The sequence below is a fragment of the Pseudoalteromonas gelatinilytica genome (genome assembly GCF_001641615.1).
Classification (GTDB): domain Bacteria; phylum Pseudomonadota; class Gammaproteobacteria; order Enterobacterales; family Alteromonadaceae; genus Pseudoalteromonas; species Pseudoalteromonas gelatinilytica.
On sequence record NZ_LRRU01000022.1, the window covers coordinates 397,332 to 413,741 of the forward strand.

Annotated in this window: 12 protein-coding genes; 8 read left to right on the forward strand and 4 right to left on the reverse strand. The window is 43.0% G+C overall.

Annotation, left to right across the window (positions count from 1 at the left end):
* Positions 1 to 8: 8 nt before the first annotated feature.
* Positions 9 to 1,148: a cytochrome d ubiquinol oxidase subunit II gene (gene cydB / locus NH153_RS19155; protein WP_063706867.1), complete on the reverse strand. Its 1,140-nt coding sequence runs from the start codon at positions 1,146 to 1,148 to the stop codon at positions 9 to 11.
* Entirely contained in the window at positions 1,145 to 2,731 is a 1,587-nt protein-coding gene (locus tag NH153_RS19160; protein WP_063706869.1) for a cytochrome ubiquinol oxidase subunit I, read from the reverse strand. Before NH153_RS19160 ends, cydB begins: the two co-directional genes overlap by 4 nt.
* 423 nt (positions 2,732 to 3,154) lie before the next feature.
* Between NH153_RS19160 and lpxB the strand changes: the two genes are divergently transcribed.
* The 6 genes from lpxB to NH153_RS19190 all read left to right on the forward strand — a co-directional run bounded on the left by lpxB (position 3,155) and on the right by NH153_RS19190 (position 11,110).
* Positions 3,155 to 4,312 carry a lipid-A-disaccharide synthase gene (gene lpxB / locus NH153_RS19165; protein WP_063706871.1) on the forward strand — a complete coding sequence of 386 codons (1,158 nt, stop codon included), beginning with the start codon at positions 3,155 to 3,157 and terminating at the stop codon, positions 4,310 to 4,312.
* A complete protein-coding gene (rnhB, locus tag NH153_RS19170) occupies positions 4,302 to 4,907 on the forward strand; it encodes a ribonuclease HII (protein WP_063706873.1) in 606 nt (201 codons plus the stop codon). Before lpxB ends, rnhB begins: the two co-directional genes overlap by 11 nt.
* A complete protein-coding gene (dnaE, locus tag NH153_RS19175; RefSeq protein ID WP_063706875.1) occupies positions 4,907 to 8,398 on the forward strand; it encodes a DNA polymerase III subunit alpha in 3,492 nt (1,163 codons plus the stop codon). Before rnhB ends, dnaE begins: the two co-directional genes overlap by 1 nt.
* Before the next feature lie 16 nt (positions 8,399 to 8,414).
* The gene (accA, locus tag NH153_RS19180; protein ID WP_063706877.1) at positions 8,415 to 9,371 is read left to right on the forward strand and encodes an acetyl-CoA carboxylase carboxyl transferase subunit alpha; all 957 of its coding nucleotides are present in this window, start codon (positions 8,415 to 8,417) and stop codon (positions 9,369 to 9,371) included.
* A gap of 91 nt (positions 9,372 to 9,462) precedes the next feature.
* A complete protein-coding gene (gene tilS, locus NH153_RS19185) occupies positions 9,463 to 10,773 on the forward strand; it encodes a tRNA lysidine(34) synthetase TilS (protein ID WP_063706880.1) in 1,311 nt (436 codons plus the stop codon).
* On the forward strand, positions 10,766 to 11,110 hold the full coding sequence (locus tag NH153_RS19190; protein ID WP_063706882.1) for a hypothetical protein: 345 nt from the start codon (positions 10,766 to 10,768) through the stop codon (positions 11,108 to 11,110). Before tilS ends, NH153_RS19190 begins: the two co-directional genes overlap by 8 nt.
* 25 nt (positions 11,111 to 11,135) lie before the next feature.
* Here NH153_RS19190 and NH153_RS19195 read toward each other — a convergent pair whose 3' ends face one another.
* The gene (locus NH153_RS19195) at positions 11,136 to 12,032 is read right to left on the reverse strand and encodes a GGDEF domain-containing protein (RefSeq protein ID WP_063706884.1); all 897 of its coding nucleotides are present in this window, start codon (positions 12,030 to 12,032) and stop codon (positions 11,136 to 11,138) included.
* A gap of 139 nt (positions 12,033 to 12,171) precedes the next feature.
* Between NH153_RS19195 and NH153_RS19200 the strand changes: the two genes are divergently transcribed.
* Positions 12,172 to 14,145: a monovalent cation:proton antiporter family protein gene (locus NH153_RS19200; protein ID WP_063706886.1), complete on the forward strand. Its 1,974-nt coding sequence runs from the start codon at positions 12,172 to 12,174 to the stop codon at positions 14,143 to 14,145.
* A gap of 7 nt (positions 14,146 to 14,152) precedes the next feature.
* Here the strand turns inward: NH153_RS19200 and NH153_RS19205 are convergent, their stop codons facing one another.
* The gene (locus NH153_RS19205) at positions 14,153 to 15,298 is read right to left on the reverse strand and encodes a patatin-like phospholipase family protein (protein WP_063706888.1); all 1,146 of its coding nucleotides are present in this window, start codon (positions 15,296 to 15,298) and stop codon (positions 14,153 to 14,155) included.
* 134 nt (positions 15,299 to 15,432) lie between these two features.
* Here NH153_RS19205 and NH153_RS19210 point away from each other — a divergent pair, with 134 nt between their 5' ends.
* The gene (locus tag NH153_RS19210; RefSeq protein WP_063706890.1) at positions 15,433 to 16,296 is read left to right on the forward strand and encodes a DUF3014 domain-containing protein; all 864 of its coding nucleotides are present in this window, start codon (positions 15,433 to 15,435) and stop codon (positions 16,294 to 16,296) included.
* Positions 16,297 to 16,410: the final 114 nt, after the last annotated feature.

Here is a 16,410-nt window from a genome sequence, read left to right on the forward strand (position 1 = left end):
AAATCTCCTTAATAGCTACCGTGCGTGTTGTTTTCAATTTCACTGATGGTTACTTTGCGCCACATCTTCACATAACACCATGTTGTGTAGATAAGAATAAGTGGTACAAAAATAACCGCAGCGATAAACATCACGTTAAGTGTCATATGGCTCGAAACTGCATCCCACATAGTTAAACTAATATTAGGGTTGTTGCTCGAAGGCATTACAAACGGGAACATTGACATACCAGCAGTTAAAATTACGCCTGCAAGCATTAAGCTTGATGCGATCAGGGCCATTGCTGGTTTTTGTAATTTAGATAACACAATTGCCAGTGCCGCCATCACGAATGCTAGGGCAGGAAACAGTATGGTTAATGGCATTTTTGTATAGTTATCAAGCCATGCGCCTGGTGCCTGCGTGACTGTTTTAGCAAGCGGGTTTGCAAAGCCTTGAGTATCACCCATGCTAACGATTTTATAACCGTCAATTTGCGATACCCACACACCTGCTAAGGCAAACAACACAATAAACGCCATCAGTGCATATTGACCATATTGTGCTGAGCGTTTAGCGACTTCTGCATCAGTACGAAGTTGTAACCACATACCTGCGTGACCAACCAGCATCAGTAAGCTTACTAGGCCAACAACAATGGCAAACGGGTTTAATAACGCAAAGAATGAACCTTGATAACTAACACGCAATAGGTCGTCGATATGATAAGGCACACCTAATAATAGGTTACCGAATGCCACGCCAAATACCAGAGCCGGAATAAAGCTGCCTGCAAATAGGCCCCAATCCCAGTTATTACGCCAGCGTGGTGATTCTATTTTTGAGCGATAATCAAAACCTAGCGGTCTGAAAAATAACGCAAATAACACCAGCATCATAGCAAAGTAGAAGCCTGAGAACGCAGCTGCGTATACCATAGGCCAAGCTGCAAACAGTGCGCCCCCAGCGGTAATGAACCAAACTTGGTTACCATCCCAGTGAGCGCCAATGGTGTTAATAACTGTACGGCGTTCAACATCGGTTTTACCAACTAGGCGAAGCAAAATTGCCACACCCATGTCCATACCATCGGTCACTGCAAAGCCAATCAGTAAGACACCAATTAACAGCCACCAAATTAGTTTGAGTGTTTCGTAATCAAAAATCATGACTGAGCTCCTTGGCTTGCAAGTGAATCCGCTTTAGCAAGTTCATGGTGATATTTACCGGTATGAAGTGAGCTTGGGCCTTGTTTAATAAAGCGCAGCATCAGCCAGCCTTCTACAGCAGCAAGACCTGTATAGAAAACTAAGAAACCAGTAATACTAATCAATAAGTCATTCACCGTGAGTGACGAGGTTGCCAAGAAGGTCGGTAGAATTTCCGAAATTGCCCACGGTTGGCGGCCGTACTCCGCAACAATCCAACCAAATTCAATGGCAATCCAAGGCAGAGGAATACTCCATACCGCAGCCCATAATAACCAGCGCTTTTGCTCAATAATGCGGTGTGCGTTGTAATAAAACGCGAGAACAAATACGCCAAGCATAATCACACCACAGCCAACCATGATTCTAAATGACCAGAACATAGGGCCGACTTGAGGAAATGAGTCTTTCACTGCTTTTTGAATGTCTTCTTCTGTTGCATCTACCACGTTAGGGGTATAGCGCTTAAGCAGCAAACCGTAGCCAAGGTCTGCTTTTAAAGTATCAAATTTTGCAATGTTTTCTGGGGTGTCTTCACCACCACGAAGTTTTTCTAAATATTCGTATGCAATTATGCCATTACGAATACGCACTTCGTGTTGTTCTTCAAGATCTTTAATGCCCGTTACTTGCTCGTCAATAGAGCGAGTCGCAATGATACCCAGTGCATAGGGGATTTTTACTGCGGCGTGAGTAACTTGCTCTTCAGAGTCAGGAATACCGACTAGCGTAAATGCAGCTGGGGCCTCTTCGGTGTGCCACTCAGCTTCAATGGTTGCGAGTTTTACTTTTTGTACCTCGCCAACTTCGTAGCCAGATTCATCACCAAGTAAAATCACACACAGAATAGACGCTAAACCAAAGCCTGAAGCGACCGAGAATGAGCGCTTAGCAAAAGCAAGGTCGCGGCCTTTTAAGATGTACCAGCTACTAATACCAAGTACAAACATAGATGCTGCAACATAACCTGCTGATACGGTGTGAATAAACTTAACTTGTGCAACTGGGTTAAATACCAGTTCAGCAAAGCTAGTCATTTCCATACGCATGGTTTGGTAATTAAATTCAGCACCTACCGGATTTTGCATCCAACCATTGGCAACTAAAATCCATAACGCAGATAAGTTAGTACCTAATGCCATTAAGAAGGTTGCAGCTAGGTGTTGGCGTCGTGTCAGTCGTTCCCAGCCTAAAAAGAACATACCCACAAAAGTTGATTCTAAGAAGAAAGCCATTAAGCCTTCAATCGCCAGTGGTGCGCCAAAAATATCGCCCACATAGTGAGAGTAATAAGACCAGTTGGTACCAAACTCAAACTCCATGGTTAGACCCGTGGCCACACCAATCGCAAAGTTAATACCAAACAACTTACCCCAGAACTTAGTCATATCACGATAAATTTCGCGACCTGTCATCACGTAAACGGATTCCATGATCACTAAAATCCACGTCATACCTAAGGTAAGGGGAACAAATAGGAAGTGAAATAGGGCAGTGATTGCAAATTGCAATCGCGATAGATCCACAAATGTTTCATCTATCATCGTTTAGCTCCTTGTTAGCGGGTGCGGTAGACACGACAAATTATTGGTTATGAAGTTTCAGTAATTATTGAAACTTTGTGAATATTAAACTTGTATTCATTTTAGTCAATAGGAAAATACGAAATAAAGATGAATTAATCCTGCTCATCTTTTCTACAGATTAGAGATAAAGCTCTAAAGTTTCAAATATTTAATCGTTATAAAAAGTCCTGTTGCTATGGCCCATTTAATTCTTTTATAAAATCTTTTTATAAAGTGGCCAACAAACCCGCAGCCTGCAGATGCAAAAAAGTGCTTAACCATTGAGCAAGTCGTCATGCTTATTTCGATTTCTAGTATTTATTAACTCTGTGACATTTATCCGACTGCTAAAACACGGTAAACTCATTTTTATTAGTGCCAAAAGTTGCGAATTATCAACGAATGAAAGAACAAACAAAGCCGTTACGTATTGCCTTGGTGGCAGGTGAGTTATCAGGTGATATTTTAGGTGAAGGGCTAATAAAAGCACTTAAACGCCGTTTTCCAGATGCCATTTTTGAAGGGATTGCTGGCCCGCGTATGCAAGCGGCTGGTTGTAATACATTATTCGATATGGACGAATTATCAGTAATGGGCTTGGTTGAAGTACTTGGTCGATTACCGCGCCTACTTAAAATACGCAAACAACTGGTGCAGCATTTTATCGACAACCCACCAGATGTATTTATTGGCATTGATGCGCCTGACTTTAACTTACGTGTCGAAAAACCGTTAAAAGACGCAGGAATCAAAACGATTCAATATGTTAGCCCGTCAGTGTGGGCGTGGCGCGAAAAACGTATACATAAAATCAGTGCTGCCACTAATTTAGTGCTGGCACTTTTACCGTTCGAGAAAGCCTTTTACGATAAGCACGATGTACCTTGTACGTTTGTGGGCCACACACTGGCTGATGATATTGCCCTTGAGCATGACCAAACTGAGGCCCGTAATCAGCTTGGCTTAGCACAAACTGACAAAGTGCTTGCATTACTTCCAGGTAGCCGTGGTTCTGAAGTGGGGCTTTTAAGCGAAACCTATATTCAAACGGCGGCGAAATTACAAGCGCAAAATCCTGACCTTAAAATTGTGGTGCCGTTAGTCAATGAAAAACGAAAAGCACAATTTTGTGAGATTTTAGAAAAAACAGCCCCAGATCTAAAACTGCAATTATTGGATGGTCAGTCAAATCTTGCAATGCAAGCCGCTGATGCCATTTTACTTGCCTCAGGTACCGCAACACTTGAAGGTATGCTGTATAAAAAACCGATGGTAGTGGGCTACAAAATTAAGCCACTCAGTTACTGGATTTTCAAAACGTTATTCACTTTTAATATTAAGTATTTCTCGTTGCCTAATTTATTAGCCGACGAAGAACTCGTTCCAGAATACTTACAAACTGAGTGTAACGTTGAAAACTTATCAGCAGCGCTAACACCTATGCTTAATAGCGATAATAGCGAATTAAAAGCGCGCTTTTTAGCCATACATAAAAACATTAGATTAAATGCCAATGAACAAGCTGCAGCAGCAGTCGCGGAGTTACTAAATGCAAATTGAACGACCGAATGTTAATTATATTGCTGGTGTAGATGAAGTTGGCCGAGGCCCATTAGTAGGTGATGTTGTTACCGCTGCGGTAATACTTGACCCGAATAACCCCATTACCGGGTTAGCAGATTCTAAAAAGTTATCAGATAAAAAACGCCAATTATTAGCCGCAGAAATAAAAGAAAAAGCCCTGTGCTATGCCATTGGTCGCTGTAGCCCAACTGAGATTGACGAGTTAAACATTTTACACGCTACTATGCTCGCGATGAGCCGCGCAGTTGAAGGCTTAAGTGTAAAACCTGAGTTTGTTTTTATTGATGGTAATCGAGTGCCTAGCCAGTTAACTGTGCCAGCACAGGCGGTTGTAAAAGGCGATAGCCTCGTCGAAGAGATTTCGGCGGCATCTATTTTAGCGAAAGTTGCTCGTGATGATGAAATGATTGAGCTTGATAAGCGTTATCCTGACTATGGCTTTGCAGGCCATAAAGGCTATCCGACTAAAGCACATTTTGCAGCACTTGAACAATACGGGGCAATTGCAGAGCATCGTAAAAGCTTCAAACCTGTTCAGCGCATTTTGGCGTTAAAAGGAGAGCAACTGTAATGCCTGCGCCGCAATTTGTTCACTTACGTGTTCACTCAGATTTCTCTATGGTGGATGGCCTAGCTAAAACTAAGCCAATTGTCGCTAAAGCAGAAGAGCTGCAAATGCCAGCGCTGGCCATCACCGATCAGATGAACTTGTGTGGTTTGGTGCGTTTTTATGGTGCTGCCCATGGTGCCGGTATTAAGCCTATTGTTGGTGCTGATTTTTGGCTAAGAAGCCCTGAATTTGAAGATGAACCTAGCCGAATTACTATTTTAGCGAAAGATAACGAAGGCTATAAAAACCTCACTTTATTGATCTCTAAAGCATACCAACGAGGGCATTTATTTCATCGCCCAGTGGTTGACCGTGAATGGCTGGTGGAGCACAAAAGCGGGTTGATTTTATTATCAGGCGCAAAAGATGGCGATTTAGGTAAAGCATTATTAAAAGGCAACCCAGCTCTTATCGAGTCTGTGGTAAGCTTTTATAAACAACATTTTAGCGATCATTACTACATTGAGCTTATTCGTACCGAACGTGCTTTAGAAGAAGACTATTTGCACTTAGCTGTTGAGCTTGCTGCAAAAGAGCAGTTGCCTGTGGTGGCAACGAACGAAGTGGTGTTTTTAAAACCAGAGAACTTTGAAGCTCATGAAATCCGCGTAGCAATCCATGATGGTTACACCTTGGATGACAAACGTAGACCAAAACGGTTTTCTGAGCAGCAATACCTTAAAACAGCTGATCAAATGGCTGAGCTATTCAGCGATATTCCCGAAGCGTTAGAAAACACCGTTGAAATTGCTAAGCGCTGTAATGTGACCGTGCAGCTCGGAACTTACTTCTTACCAGATTACCCAACCGGTTCGCTGAAAATTGAAGACTTCTTGGTGAAGGTCTCTGAAGATGGTCTTGAAGAGCGTCTTCAGTTTTTATTCCCCGATGAGCAAGAGCGTAAAGAAAAACGTGGTGAGTATGATGAGCGTCTGAAAATAGAGCTCGACGTAATCAACCAAATGGGTTTCCCAGGTTACTTCTTGATCGTAATGGAGTTCATTCAGTGGAGTAAGGATAACAATATTCCGGTAGGTCCAGGGCGTGGTTCGGGTGCGGGTTCATTGGTTGCTTACGCACTAAAAATTACCGACCTCGATCCACTCGAATTTGACTTACTATTCGAACGTTTCTTGAACCCTGAACGTATTTCAATGCCCGATTTCGACGTCGATTTCTGTATGGATAGGCGTGATGAGGTAATTGATCACGTAGCAGCGCTTTATGGCCGTGACGCGGTATCTCAGATCATCACCTTTGGTACCATGGCTGCAAAAGCGGTTATCCGTGACGTAGGCCGTGTACTTGGTCACCCTTACGGCTTTGTTGATCGTATTTCTAAACTAGTACCGGGCGATCCGGGCATGACCTTGGCTAAAGCGTTTGATGTTGAGCCGCGTTTACAAGAAGCCTACGACGGTGATGAAGAGGTCAAAGAGCTTATTGATATGTGTCGCATCCTTGAAGGCTGTACACGTAACGCCGGTAAGCATGCTGGTGGTGTTGTAATATCACCCACCACAATCACTGACTTTGCCGCTCTTTATTGTGATGATGAAGGTAAATTCCCGGTTACTCAATTTGATAAAAACGACGTTGAGACGGCAGGCTTAGTTAAGTTCGACTTCTTAGGGCTAAGAACACTCACCATCTTACAGTGGGCGCTTGATATGACCAATGAGCGCTTAGCCCGAGAGGGTAAAGAGCCGGTTGATATCAACGCTATTCCACTTGATGATAAGCCAAGTATTGAGTTACTACTTCGCGCCGAAACCACCGCGGTATTCCAGCTCGAATCCCGTGGTATGAAAGATCTTATTCGTCGTCTAAAACCCGACTGCTTCGAAGATATGATCGCACTGGTAGCACTATTCCGCCCTGGTCCATTGCAATCAGGCATGGTAGATAACTTTATCGACCGTAAGCATGGCCGCGAAGAGTTATCTTATCCTGATGTGCAGTGGCAACACGATAGCTTGATACCCATTCTAGAACCGACCTATGGTATCATTCTTTATCAAGAACAGGTAATGCAGATTGCGCAGGTACTGGCTGGTTATACGCTAGGTGGCGCTGACATGCTGCGTCGTGCGATGGGTAAGAAAAAGCCAGAGGAGATGGCAAAGCAACGTTCAACCTTCGAAGAAGGAGCTGTTAATAACGGAGTTGACGGCGAACTTGCAATGAAAATCTTCGACTTGGTAGAGAAATTCGCAGGTTATGGTTTTAATAAATCTCACTCAGCTGCTTATGCTTTAGTGTCGTATCAAACGTTGTGGATGAAAACCCACTACCCAGCAGAATTTATGGCTGCGGTAATGTCGGCGGATATGGATAACACCGATAAAATTGTTACCTTGGTAGATGAATGTGAAAACATGAAACTGATCTTGTTACCGCCGGATGTAAATGCCGGTGAGTACAAGTTTACGGTTAATCTACAAGGTGAGATTGTTTACGGTATCGGTGCGATTAAAGGGGTAGGTGAAGGTCCGGTTGATGCCATTTTAGAAGCCCGAAGCCAAGGTGGTCCGTTCAAAGACTTATTCGATTTTTGTGCCCGTGTTGACTTAAAACGTTTAAACAAACGGGTTGTTGAAAAGCTGATATACGCCGGCGCCTTAGATCAGTTAGGCCCTGAAAAAACACAGCCTGCACGTGCTACTTTATTAGCAAGTTTGCCAGATGCAATGAAATCAGCTGAGCAACATCATAAGGCTGAAGCAATTGGTCAAAGTGACTTATTTGGCTTACTGGCTGTTGAACCTGACGAAGTTGAGCAAGCGTTTAAAAAAGCAACGCCATTAACCGATAATGAGTGGTTAGATGGTGAAAAAGAAACTTTAGGTCTGTATTTAACGGGTCACCCAATTAATCAGTATCGTAAAGAGTTAAAGTATTATACGTCAGGAAAACTCGTCGATTTACAGCCAACTAATCGCGATGTGCAGTCAACGGCTGCGGGCTTAGTGATTGCAGCGCGTACACTGATTAACAAAAAGGGAAATCGTTGGGGTCTTATAACTTTAGATGACAAGAGTGCCCGTATTGATGTACGCTTATTCCCAGAACAGTTTGAAATGTACCAAGATTTGCTGCAAGTAAACAATATCTTGGTAATATCTGGACAGGTCAGCTTTGATAACTTCTCCGGTGGCATTACAATGACCGCTAGAGACATATGCACCATCGCTGAGGCACGTGAAAAACGTATAAAAGCGATTAAAATGACCTTGAACATGGTGCAAATCGAGGCGAACTTCTTCGATAATTTACAAAAAGTACTGGAACCTTATAAGTTTGGTACTTGTCCTATTAAAGTATTCTATCAACGTCCGGATGCGTTGGCTGAGATTACCTTAGGAACCGAATGGTGTGTTACGCCGAGTGATGACTTAATTCATAAGTTATCGCTGATGGCGGCGCAAGATGTAGAACTAGAATTTAATTAATTAGGTAGTTTAGAGCATGAGCCTCAATTATCTTGATTTTGAGCTTCCAATCGCAGAATTAGAAGCAAAAATTGAAGAATTACAAAATGTAAGCCGCGCTGGCGAATTAGACCTTGGATTAGAAGAGGAAGTCAGTCGATTAAAAGAAAAAAGTGCTGAAATGAAAGAGAAAATTTTCTCTGAATTAGGTGCTTGGCAGGTTTCTCAGTTAGCCCGTCATCCGTTGCGTCCTTATACTCGTGATTACATCGAGCGCATTTTCACGGAATTTGACGAACTAGCAGGCGACCGTACTTTTGCTAACGACCCAGCTATTTTAGGTGGTGTTGCACGTTTTGAAGGTCAACCAGTGATGGTTATTGGCCAGCAAAAAGGGCGTGACACAGCTGAAAAAATTAAACGCAACTTTGGTATGCCAAAGCCAGAAGGTTACCGTAAAGCATTACGCCTAATGGAAATGGCTGAGCGTTTCAAAATGCCTATCATGACATTTATCGACACCCCAGGTGCATACCCAGGTGTTGGCGCTGAAGAGCGTGGTCAAAGTGAAGCAATTGCACGTAACCTTAAAGTGATGGCAGCGTTAAAAGTACCAACTATCTGTACTGTAATTGGTGAAGGTGGTTCTGGTGGTGCATTGGCTATTGGTGTGGGTGACCGCGTTAACATGTTGCAATACAGCACTTACTCTGTAATTTCGCCAGAAGGTTGTGCATCAATCTTATGGAAAAGTGCAGATAAAGCACCATTAGCTGCAGAAGCAATGGGTGTAACAGCTGCACGTGTTAAAGAGCTTGATTTAATCAACAACGTCATTGATGAGCCGCTAGGTGGCGCACATCGTAATTACGATGCGATGGCGCGTAACCTTAAAAACCAACTTAAGCGTGACCTTGCTGACTTACAAAGCCTTTCAACTGATGAAATGCTTGATCAGCGTTATAAACGTTTAATGTCGTTTGGTTATTGCTAAACACAGCTTATAAATGAAAAAAGCCGCTTTTGCGGCTTTTTTTGTTTTATAATGCCGATAACACAGACGCTTGTATACCCATTGGTTTTTAATGCAAACATCAGATTTATTTCACCATTTTTTAGCACAACTACAGCCTTTGCTGACCGCTCAGCACAGCCGCTTTAGTGTTGCCTTATCGGGTGGTGTTGACTCGGTAGTGTTATTACATTTGATGAAGCAAGCTCAACAGCAGTACTCTGAGCTTAAGCTTGAAGCTGTGTATGTTAATCATGGTTTGAGTAAGCATGCCTCTGAATGGCAAGGATTTTGCCAATCGCTGTGTGAAGAGATCGATGTCGCATTTAAAGCCGTGCAGGTTGAAATTCAGCAGCGCTCGCGTACTTCACTCGAAGCACAAGCGCGAGAGGCTCGATACCAAGCCCTCGACGAAAACTGTATGTCAGGTAGCGTATTATTACTTGGCCAGCACTTGAATGATCAACTTGAAACCTTCTTACTTCGCCTAAAACGCGGTTCAGGCTTACAGGGTTTAGCGTCAATGCAACAACAGCGCTTATTAGCATCTGGGCGATTATGTTTTAGACCGCTGATTAATATTACTCGTGAGCAAATTGAACAGTTTGCTGATGAATTTGCTATTTCGCATATCACCGATGACTCAAATATTGATGAACGCTTTGACCGTAATTTTTTACGTCATCAGGTTATGCCTATTTTAACGGAGCGTTTTCAAGGGTTTGAAAAAAGTGCAGCGCGAAGTATTCGACTGTTACAGAAACAGCAAACGCTACTTGATGAATATACGCAAAGTGACCTTGCACAGTGTCAAAATGCGCAGGGTGGCTTAAGTTGCCTGGCAATTGCGCCCTTTAGCCAGCCTAGACAAGCAAACCTTGTGCGTGCGTGGCTGAATCAGTTTACCCATCAACTGCCTTCAGAAAATCAGCTACAGCAAATTATTGAGCAAGGTTTAACGGCCAAAGCCGATGCCCAGCTAAAAATTTGTCTGCAAAGCGGTGATGTTCGTCGTCATCAGCAGCATTGGTACTTTGTGAAAGAGCAGGCAATACCTGAGGCGATGGATATAACTTTGCAGAGCATTGTACTGACAGATGGCCGAACGCTAGCCGTGAAACAGGGCAAGGGTATTAGAAAACCACGGCAGGATGAGCAGGTACGGGTTGAATTTAATAGGCCGCAAGCGCGTATCAAACCATTGCATAAACCAGGCTCAAACACCTTAAAGCATTGGTTTAAAGATGCCAAAGTAGCTCCTTGGTTACGTGCGCAGACACCACTTATTTTTTATAACGATCAACTTGTGCAAGTTGTTGGCTACTTTGTTAGTGAGCAGCACAGTGTTGATGATGGAATTCTATGGGAGACACTTTATGAGTGAACAACCACATGTTGGTTTATCACTAGTTAATAAAGCACCACTTGGCTTTTTGCTGTCGGTGTTAGTGGCTGTTATTGCTGGTTTTGCTTATACAGAACTGACAATAAACACACTTTTATATGCGCTTGCTGGCGGCCTTGTTTGCTCGTTATTGCTACTAGGTTACTGGTCAGGTAAAGGTGGTATTTTCTTTATATTGGGCGTGCTAACGCCTTTGGCATTAGTGATGGTATCGCCCCTTACCACCATGGCTGCCTTACTTTACTTACTAAGTGGCTTTTTCTGTGGTTTTTGGTTGGTATTACTTGGTTATAAACTTATAAATAAAAAAGCCTAGCGGGGGATGCTAGGCTTTCTTTTCATTAAAATGCTCTTGCGCAATTTCTTCCAGCTGCTTTTGCCTTATAAAGCCCTTTGTCAGCACGGGCAAACACTTCGTTTTCGCAGTCTTGGTTATTGGCGAGTGTATAACCAATACTTGATGTAACATCATACTGTGTCATCAAACCGGATTGAGAAACCAAGCTCATAATGCGATCGGCAATCACTTTATTAGTGGTAAATTCAGGATCGTCAATTAACAATGCAAACTCATCTCCACCAAAGCGGAAAATTGAGTCGGTACCGCGCACACTACTGCGTAATACATTGGCAAATTCTTGCAGCACATCATCGCCAATTTTATGACCAAAGTTATCGTTTACTTGTTTAAAGTTATCTAAATCAAGCAGCATTAAACTAAATGGGCGATGTTGACGGCGGCAACGTTCTAGCTTTTGTGCCAAGCTGTCATTAAATTGACTACGGTTGTTTAAGCCTGTTAGCGCATCTTTAGTCGCTAAACGTAATACGCGGGTATACATAAGTGCATTACGTAATGGGTAAACGAGTGCTGTATGAAGCTGCTTTAATTTTGCTTCAATCGCTTTACCCATAGGGAACTGGCTAAAATAAATTAACTGCCCTAAGCGTTCACTTTCGATATCTAAATCAAAAGAGTACGGTGTTTGACTGGTATCGCTGCCAGCACTTTGTGACACTCCGAGTGCAGATTGGAATTGTAATCCAGATAAATTGATCAATTGCTTTGCGTGCTCTGCAAAAATCGTCAAAATACCTTCGATTGATAACGTGGTTTGTAACCTCGCGACCAAGTCATGTGGACTATTCGGTTCACTTATTCGGTAATGCTCTGCCGAAAACGGCAGAAACTCGCCTCGCGCAGACACCCGCTGCGTCAAAATATGGACATTTTCCATGATAATTCTCCCCCCGGAGTGTTTAGATACTCCTACATAGCGAGATTTGTGCCACATTTTTAAACTGGCTGAAAAACAGAAGGTTGCTATATTTAAAGGAGGGTACAGCTTTATCATCAAGTAGAAGGGAGTTTATTGCTTGCAAAATGTGCTGATTCAAGTGTTTGGCTTGCTCGTCGCTGCCGTATTATTTGTTTGGTTCTTCAAACGAATTGGTTTACCACCTATTCTTGCTTATCTTGCCACCGGTGTGCTGGCGGGGAGTCATGGTATTGGCTGGATGGCACAAAGTCATGAAATGCACTTTGTTGCCGAGCTTGGCATTGTCTTTTTACTGTTTAGCTTAGGGCTTGAGTTTTCATTGCCGCGTTTAATGGCAATGCGCAATATTGTATTTGGTCTTGGCTCTTTGCAGGTTGTGGTAACCAGCATTGTATTTATGCTTATTTTACTGCTGCTAGAGCACAGCCTTTTAAATAGTTTTACCATTGCCAGTTTAATGGCGCTGTCTTCAACGGCGGTGGTAGTTAAGTTACTTAAAGAATCTGGAGACTTAAACCAGCGCCGCGGCCAATTGGCAATAGGGGTGTTGCTGTTTCAGGATATTGCCGTTGTCCCTTTACTCATTGTCTATCCTTTATTGGCTCAAAGTGGCTCTGAAGAAATTGTCGGCGCACTGGCTTTTGCACTCACCAAAGGCGCTTTAGTGTGTATTTTATTGTTTGGTATAGGTAAATGGATTTTGCCTAAAGTATTTAGTGAAATAGCGCTGGTAAGAACCGATGAGCTATTTATGCTAACGACTTTATTGGTCGCCTTGTTTGCCGCAGGCTTGACTTACCTATTTGGCTTATCAATGGCGTTAGGCGCCTTTTTAGCCGGCATGATGTTAGGTGAAAGTCATTATCGTCACCAACTAGAAGCCGATATTAGACCGTTTCGCGACATATTAATGGGGCTATTCTTTGTGACCGTCGGTATGCAGCTAGATGTGCTTTATGTGCTCAATAGCTGGTATTGGATCATCATCGTATTAATTGGCTTATTGCTATTTAAAATTGCGGTGCTCGCGATTGCGGCTCAAGTGATGGGGGAGCGTAAGCAAGATGCCGTATCGGCGGGCATTATGCTTTGGCAAATGGGGGAATTCGGCTTTGTATTAATTGCACTTGCTTCGCAGCACTTGTTGATAAGCTCAGAGCAAGCTTCGTTTTTAATAGCCGTTGGCGTACTTTCAATGGCGCTAACGCCTTATCTTATCGAAAAAACACCGCTCATCCTTAAAAAACTCGGCCTTTTAAGTCATGCCGGGCAGTATTGGCAACAGCCTGCTACTAGTAGTCCCTTGTATCAAAATCATGTCGTTATTTGTGGTTTCTCACGGGTTGGGCAAACCGTTGCGCGCTTTTTAAAGCCAGAAGCAATTGAATACGTCGCCGTTGAAAGTAACCCCATCTTATTACAAGAAGCAAAAGCGGCCGGTGAGCCAGTGATATTTGGCCATGTAAATCAAAAAGATATTTTAAAATCAGCGGGCGTAGAGCGGGCAAGGCTAGTCATTATTACCTTTACTGATTTTGAACAAACGCAAATAGTCGTTGATGCGATTAAACAAATTGCGCCCAAGGTAAAAATACTGGTACGAATGCGTGATGATACTGAACTTGAAACCCTCAAAGAACTCGGCGTGACTGAGGTGGTGCCAGAAACCCTTGAAGCAAGTTTAATGTTGGTTTCGCATGTGCTGTATATGTCTGGCGTGCCGATGACACGGATCATTCGCCGTGTAAGTAAAGAGCGGCGCAACCGTTATAAGTTTTTAAATGGCTTTTTCACCGGCGATAAACTTGATGGCGAAGAGGCAAGTTCAGACAGGCTTGAGTATTTACATGTTATAGCACTGCCTGAGCATGCTTATGCGGTAAATCAGAAAATTAGTGAGCTTAAGCTTGAGCAGCGCCGTGTGTCGGTAAGAGCGCTGCGCCGACAAGACCGCGAAATTGACGCGCCTTCATCACAAACCATTTTATTGGCAGGCGACATTTTAGTGCTGCAAGGCAAGCCTAGGCGAGTAGAGCGGGTCGAACGGTTTTTACTCGATGGTATGGAGTAACAATAAGTTACTCCAGCTCTAAAAACTTACGAATTTCAGGTAATTTTTTGAGACCGTCTTGGTAACCAATTTCTATAAGCTTTTGGGTATAACGCTTTTCAAACAGTAAGTAGCTCGTTAAACTTGATTGTGAACGTTTTTTCACACCGATCATACGCAATAACAGTTTGATTGCCATGGGCATGTCATCATAAAACTGAGCAGCAATTGCATTAAAGTTTTGCGATGGGTTGATCACGCAAGTTTCGATTTGTTTTAACTCTTGGTGTTTGTCGCGGGCAGGTAAAAGGCTCAGTGTGCGATTGATACGCTGTAAGCGCTCTAAATCAGACTGTAGCGTGTCGGTAAAGACGCTATCGAGTAAGTGACCAGCAATATTAGAAAGACCCGGGTAATGAGGCTGATAACCCGGTGGGTGCAATTCTTTTGGTTCATCAACACCAATAATAAAGATTTTTTCAGCACCTAAGTGTACCGACGGGCTCAGTGGTGAAAGTTGGTGAATAGAGCCGTCGCCAAAATAGTGGTTATAAACATTCACACTTGGAAACACCATCGGAATAGCGCTGGATGCCATTAGGTGATCAACATTAATGCGAGTTGCTTGCCCCTCACGTTTTGCTCTGCGCCAGGGCTTTTGTGTCAGTGACTGAAAAAAGGCCACAGAGTCACCGGTAGTATAGCTCGAAGCAGTAATCGATACTGCATCTAGGTAGTTTTTATGTAAATTCCGTTCAATACGCGATAAATCGAGTATTTCGTGCAGTAGTTTTCGCAGCGGTTTATTGTTCAGCAAACTCGCTGGTGGGTGATTAATATGTTCAGATTGAAAGCTCGTGAGCATGTTGCGAGTAATATGCAAAAACACACTTAAAAAGTCGCTTTTATAAACCTGAGAAGTCGAAAAGTTTTTCCACACCCATTCAAGTTTTTTGCATGCTAAATGTGCACACGATGCATAACATGCTAACGCAGCGGAATTAATTGCGCCAGCTGATGTCCCATTAATAATAGTAAAGGGCAGCGGTGCTGTGCGAGGCATACTTTGCGTTATCGCTTTAAGTACACCAACTTGATAAGCCGCTCGCGCGCCACCACCTGTTAGTAATAAAGCGATTTTAGAGTGCTGTGTTTTTTTTAACTTACTGCTCATGGTTGCATTTAAATACTTGTGCGTCTTTACTTTATTTATCAACTGTAAGTCTTTAAGCTAGAAGAAGCAAAGATTAGCTCAAGGCTAAATGTTTTTTTCGTATTTTTTATCTGTTTTATTTTAAGGGAGTGTCTATGTCAGAGCATTCGTCAGAACCTGAAGTACAAAAGGGTTCATCAAATAACAACCTGATTTTTGCGGTGGTTATTCTTCTCCTTGTAGCTGGTGTAGCAGCGTTTATTTTATTGAAACCCGAAGATAAACCAGTTCAAGTTGTTGAAGACATTGTTAGCGAACAAGCGCCAGTTGTTGAGTATCAAGAGCCTGAACCAGAACCTGAAATGACAGAGCCTGAGCCAGAGCCCGTTGTTGTAGATACTGCACCAGAACGTACTCCAGAGCCAGTTCCAGACGTTGAGCCACTACCAACGTTAAATGAAAGCGATGATGTGGTGATTGCGCGTATGGATGAAGTACTAAGCGACCAAGTGATGAGCTTAATGGTGACCGATGATCTTATTCGTCGTGGTGTTGTGTATGTTGATAACATTGCAAAAGGTAAAGTGGCATTAAGCCATGCGCCTGTTGAGCGCCCTAAAGAGTCGTTTAAAGTTATTGAGGGCGATATCTTAACAATCGACCCAAATAGCTATGAGCGTTACACGCCATACGTAAAACTATTTACTAGCCTAAGCGCTGCTCAAGTTATTCGTATGTACGATGAATACAAACCACTTATCAACGAAGCTTATGCAGAAATTGGCTACGAAGGTGATGCATTCACAGGCACGCTAGAAGAGGCGATTGACGTACTGCTTGATACACCTGAGCCAAAAGGTGATATGCCGCTTATTCGTAACTCAGTTACGTATCAATATGCTTACTCAGAGTGGGAAAGTCTACCTGATGCGCAAAAACAATTGCTGCGTATGGGTCCAGAAAATATGAAAAAAGTGAAAGCTGCGCTGCGCAACATTAAAGCTGAACTTGAAAAGTAAGCAATAACCCCCTTAATGACAGTGCGATTGTATACCAAGTATGCAATCGCACTTTCTTTTTCGAATACCCCTTGAATAACAGGCTAAAAGTAGAGATAATCCCTCCCGCGCCAA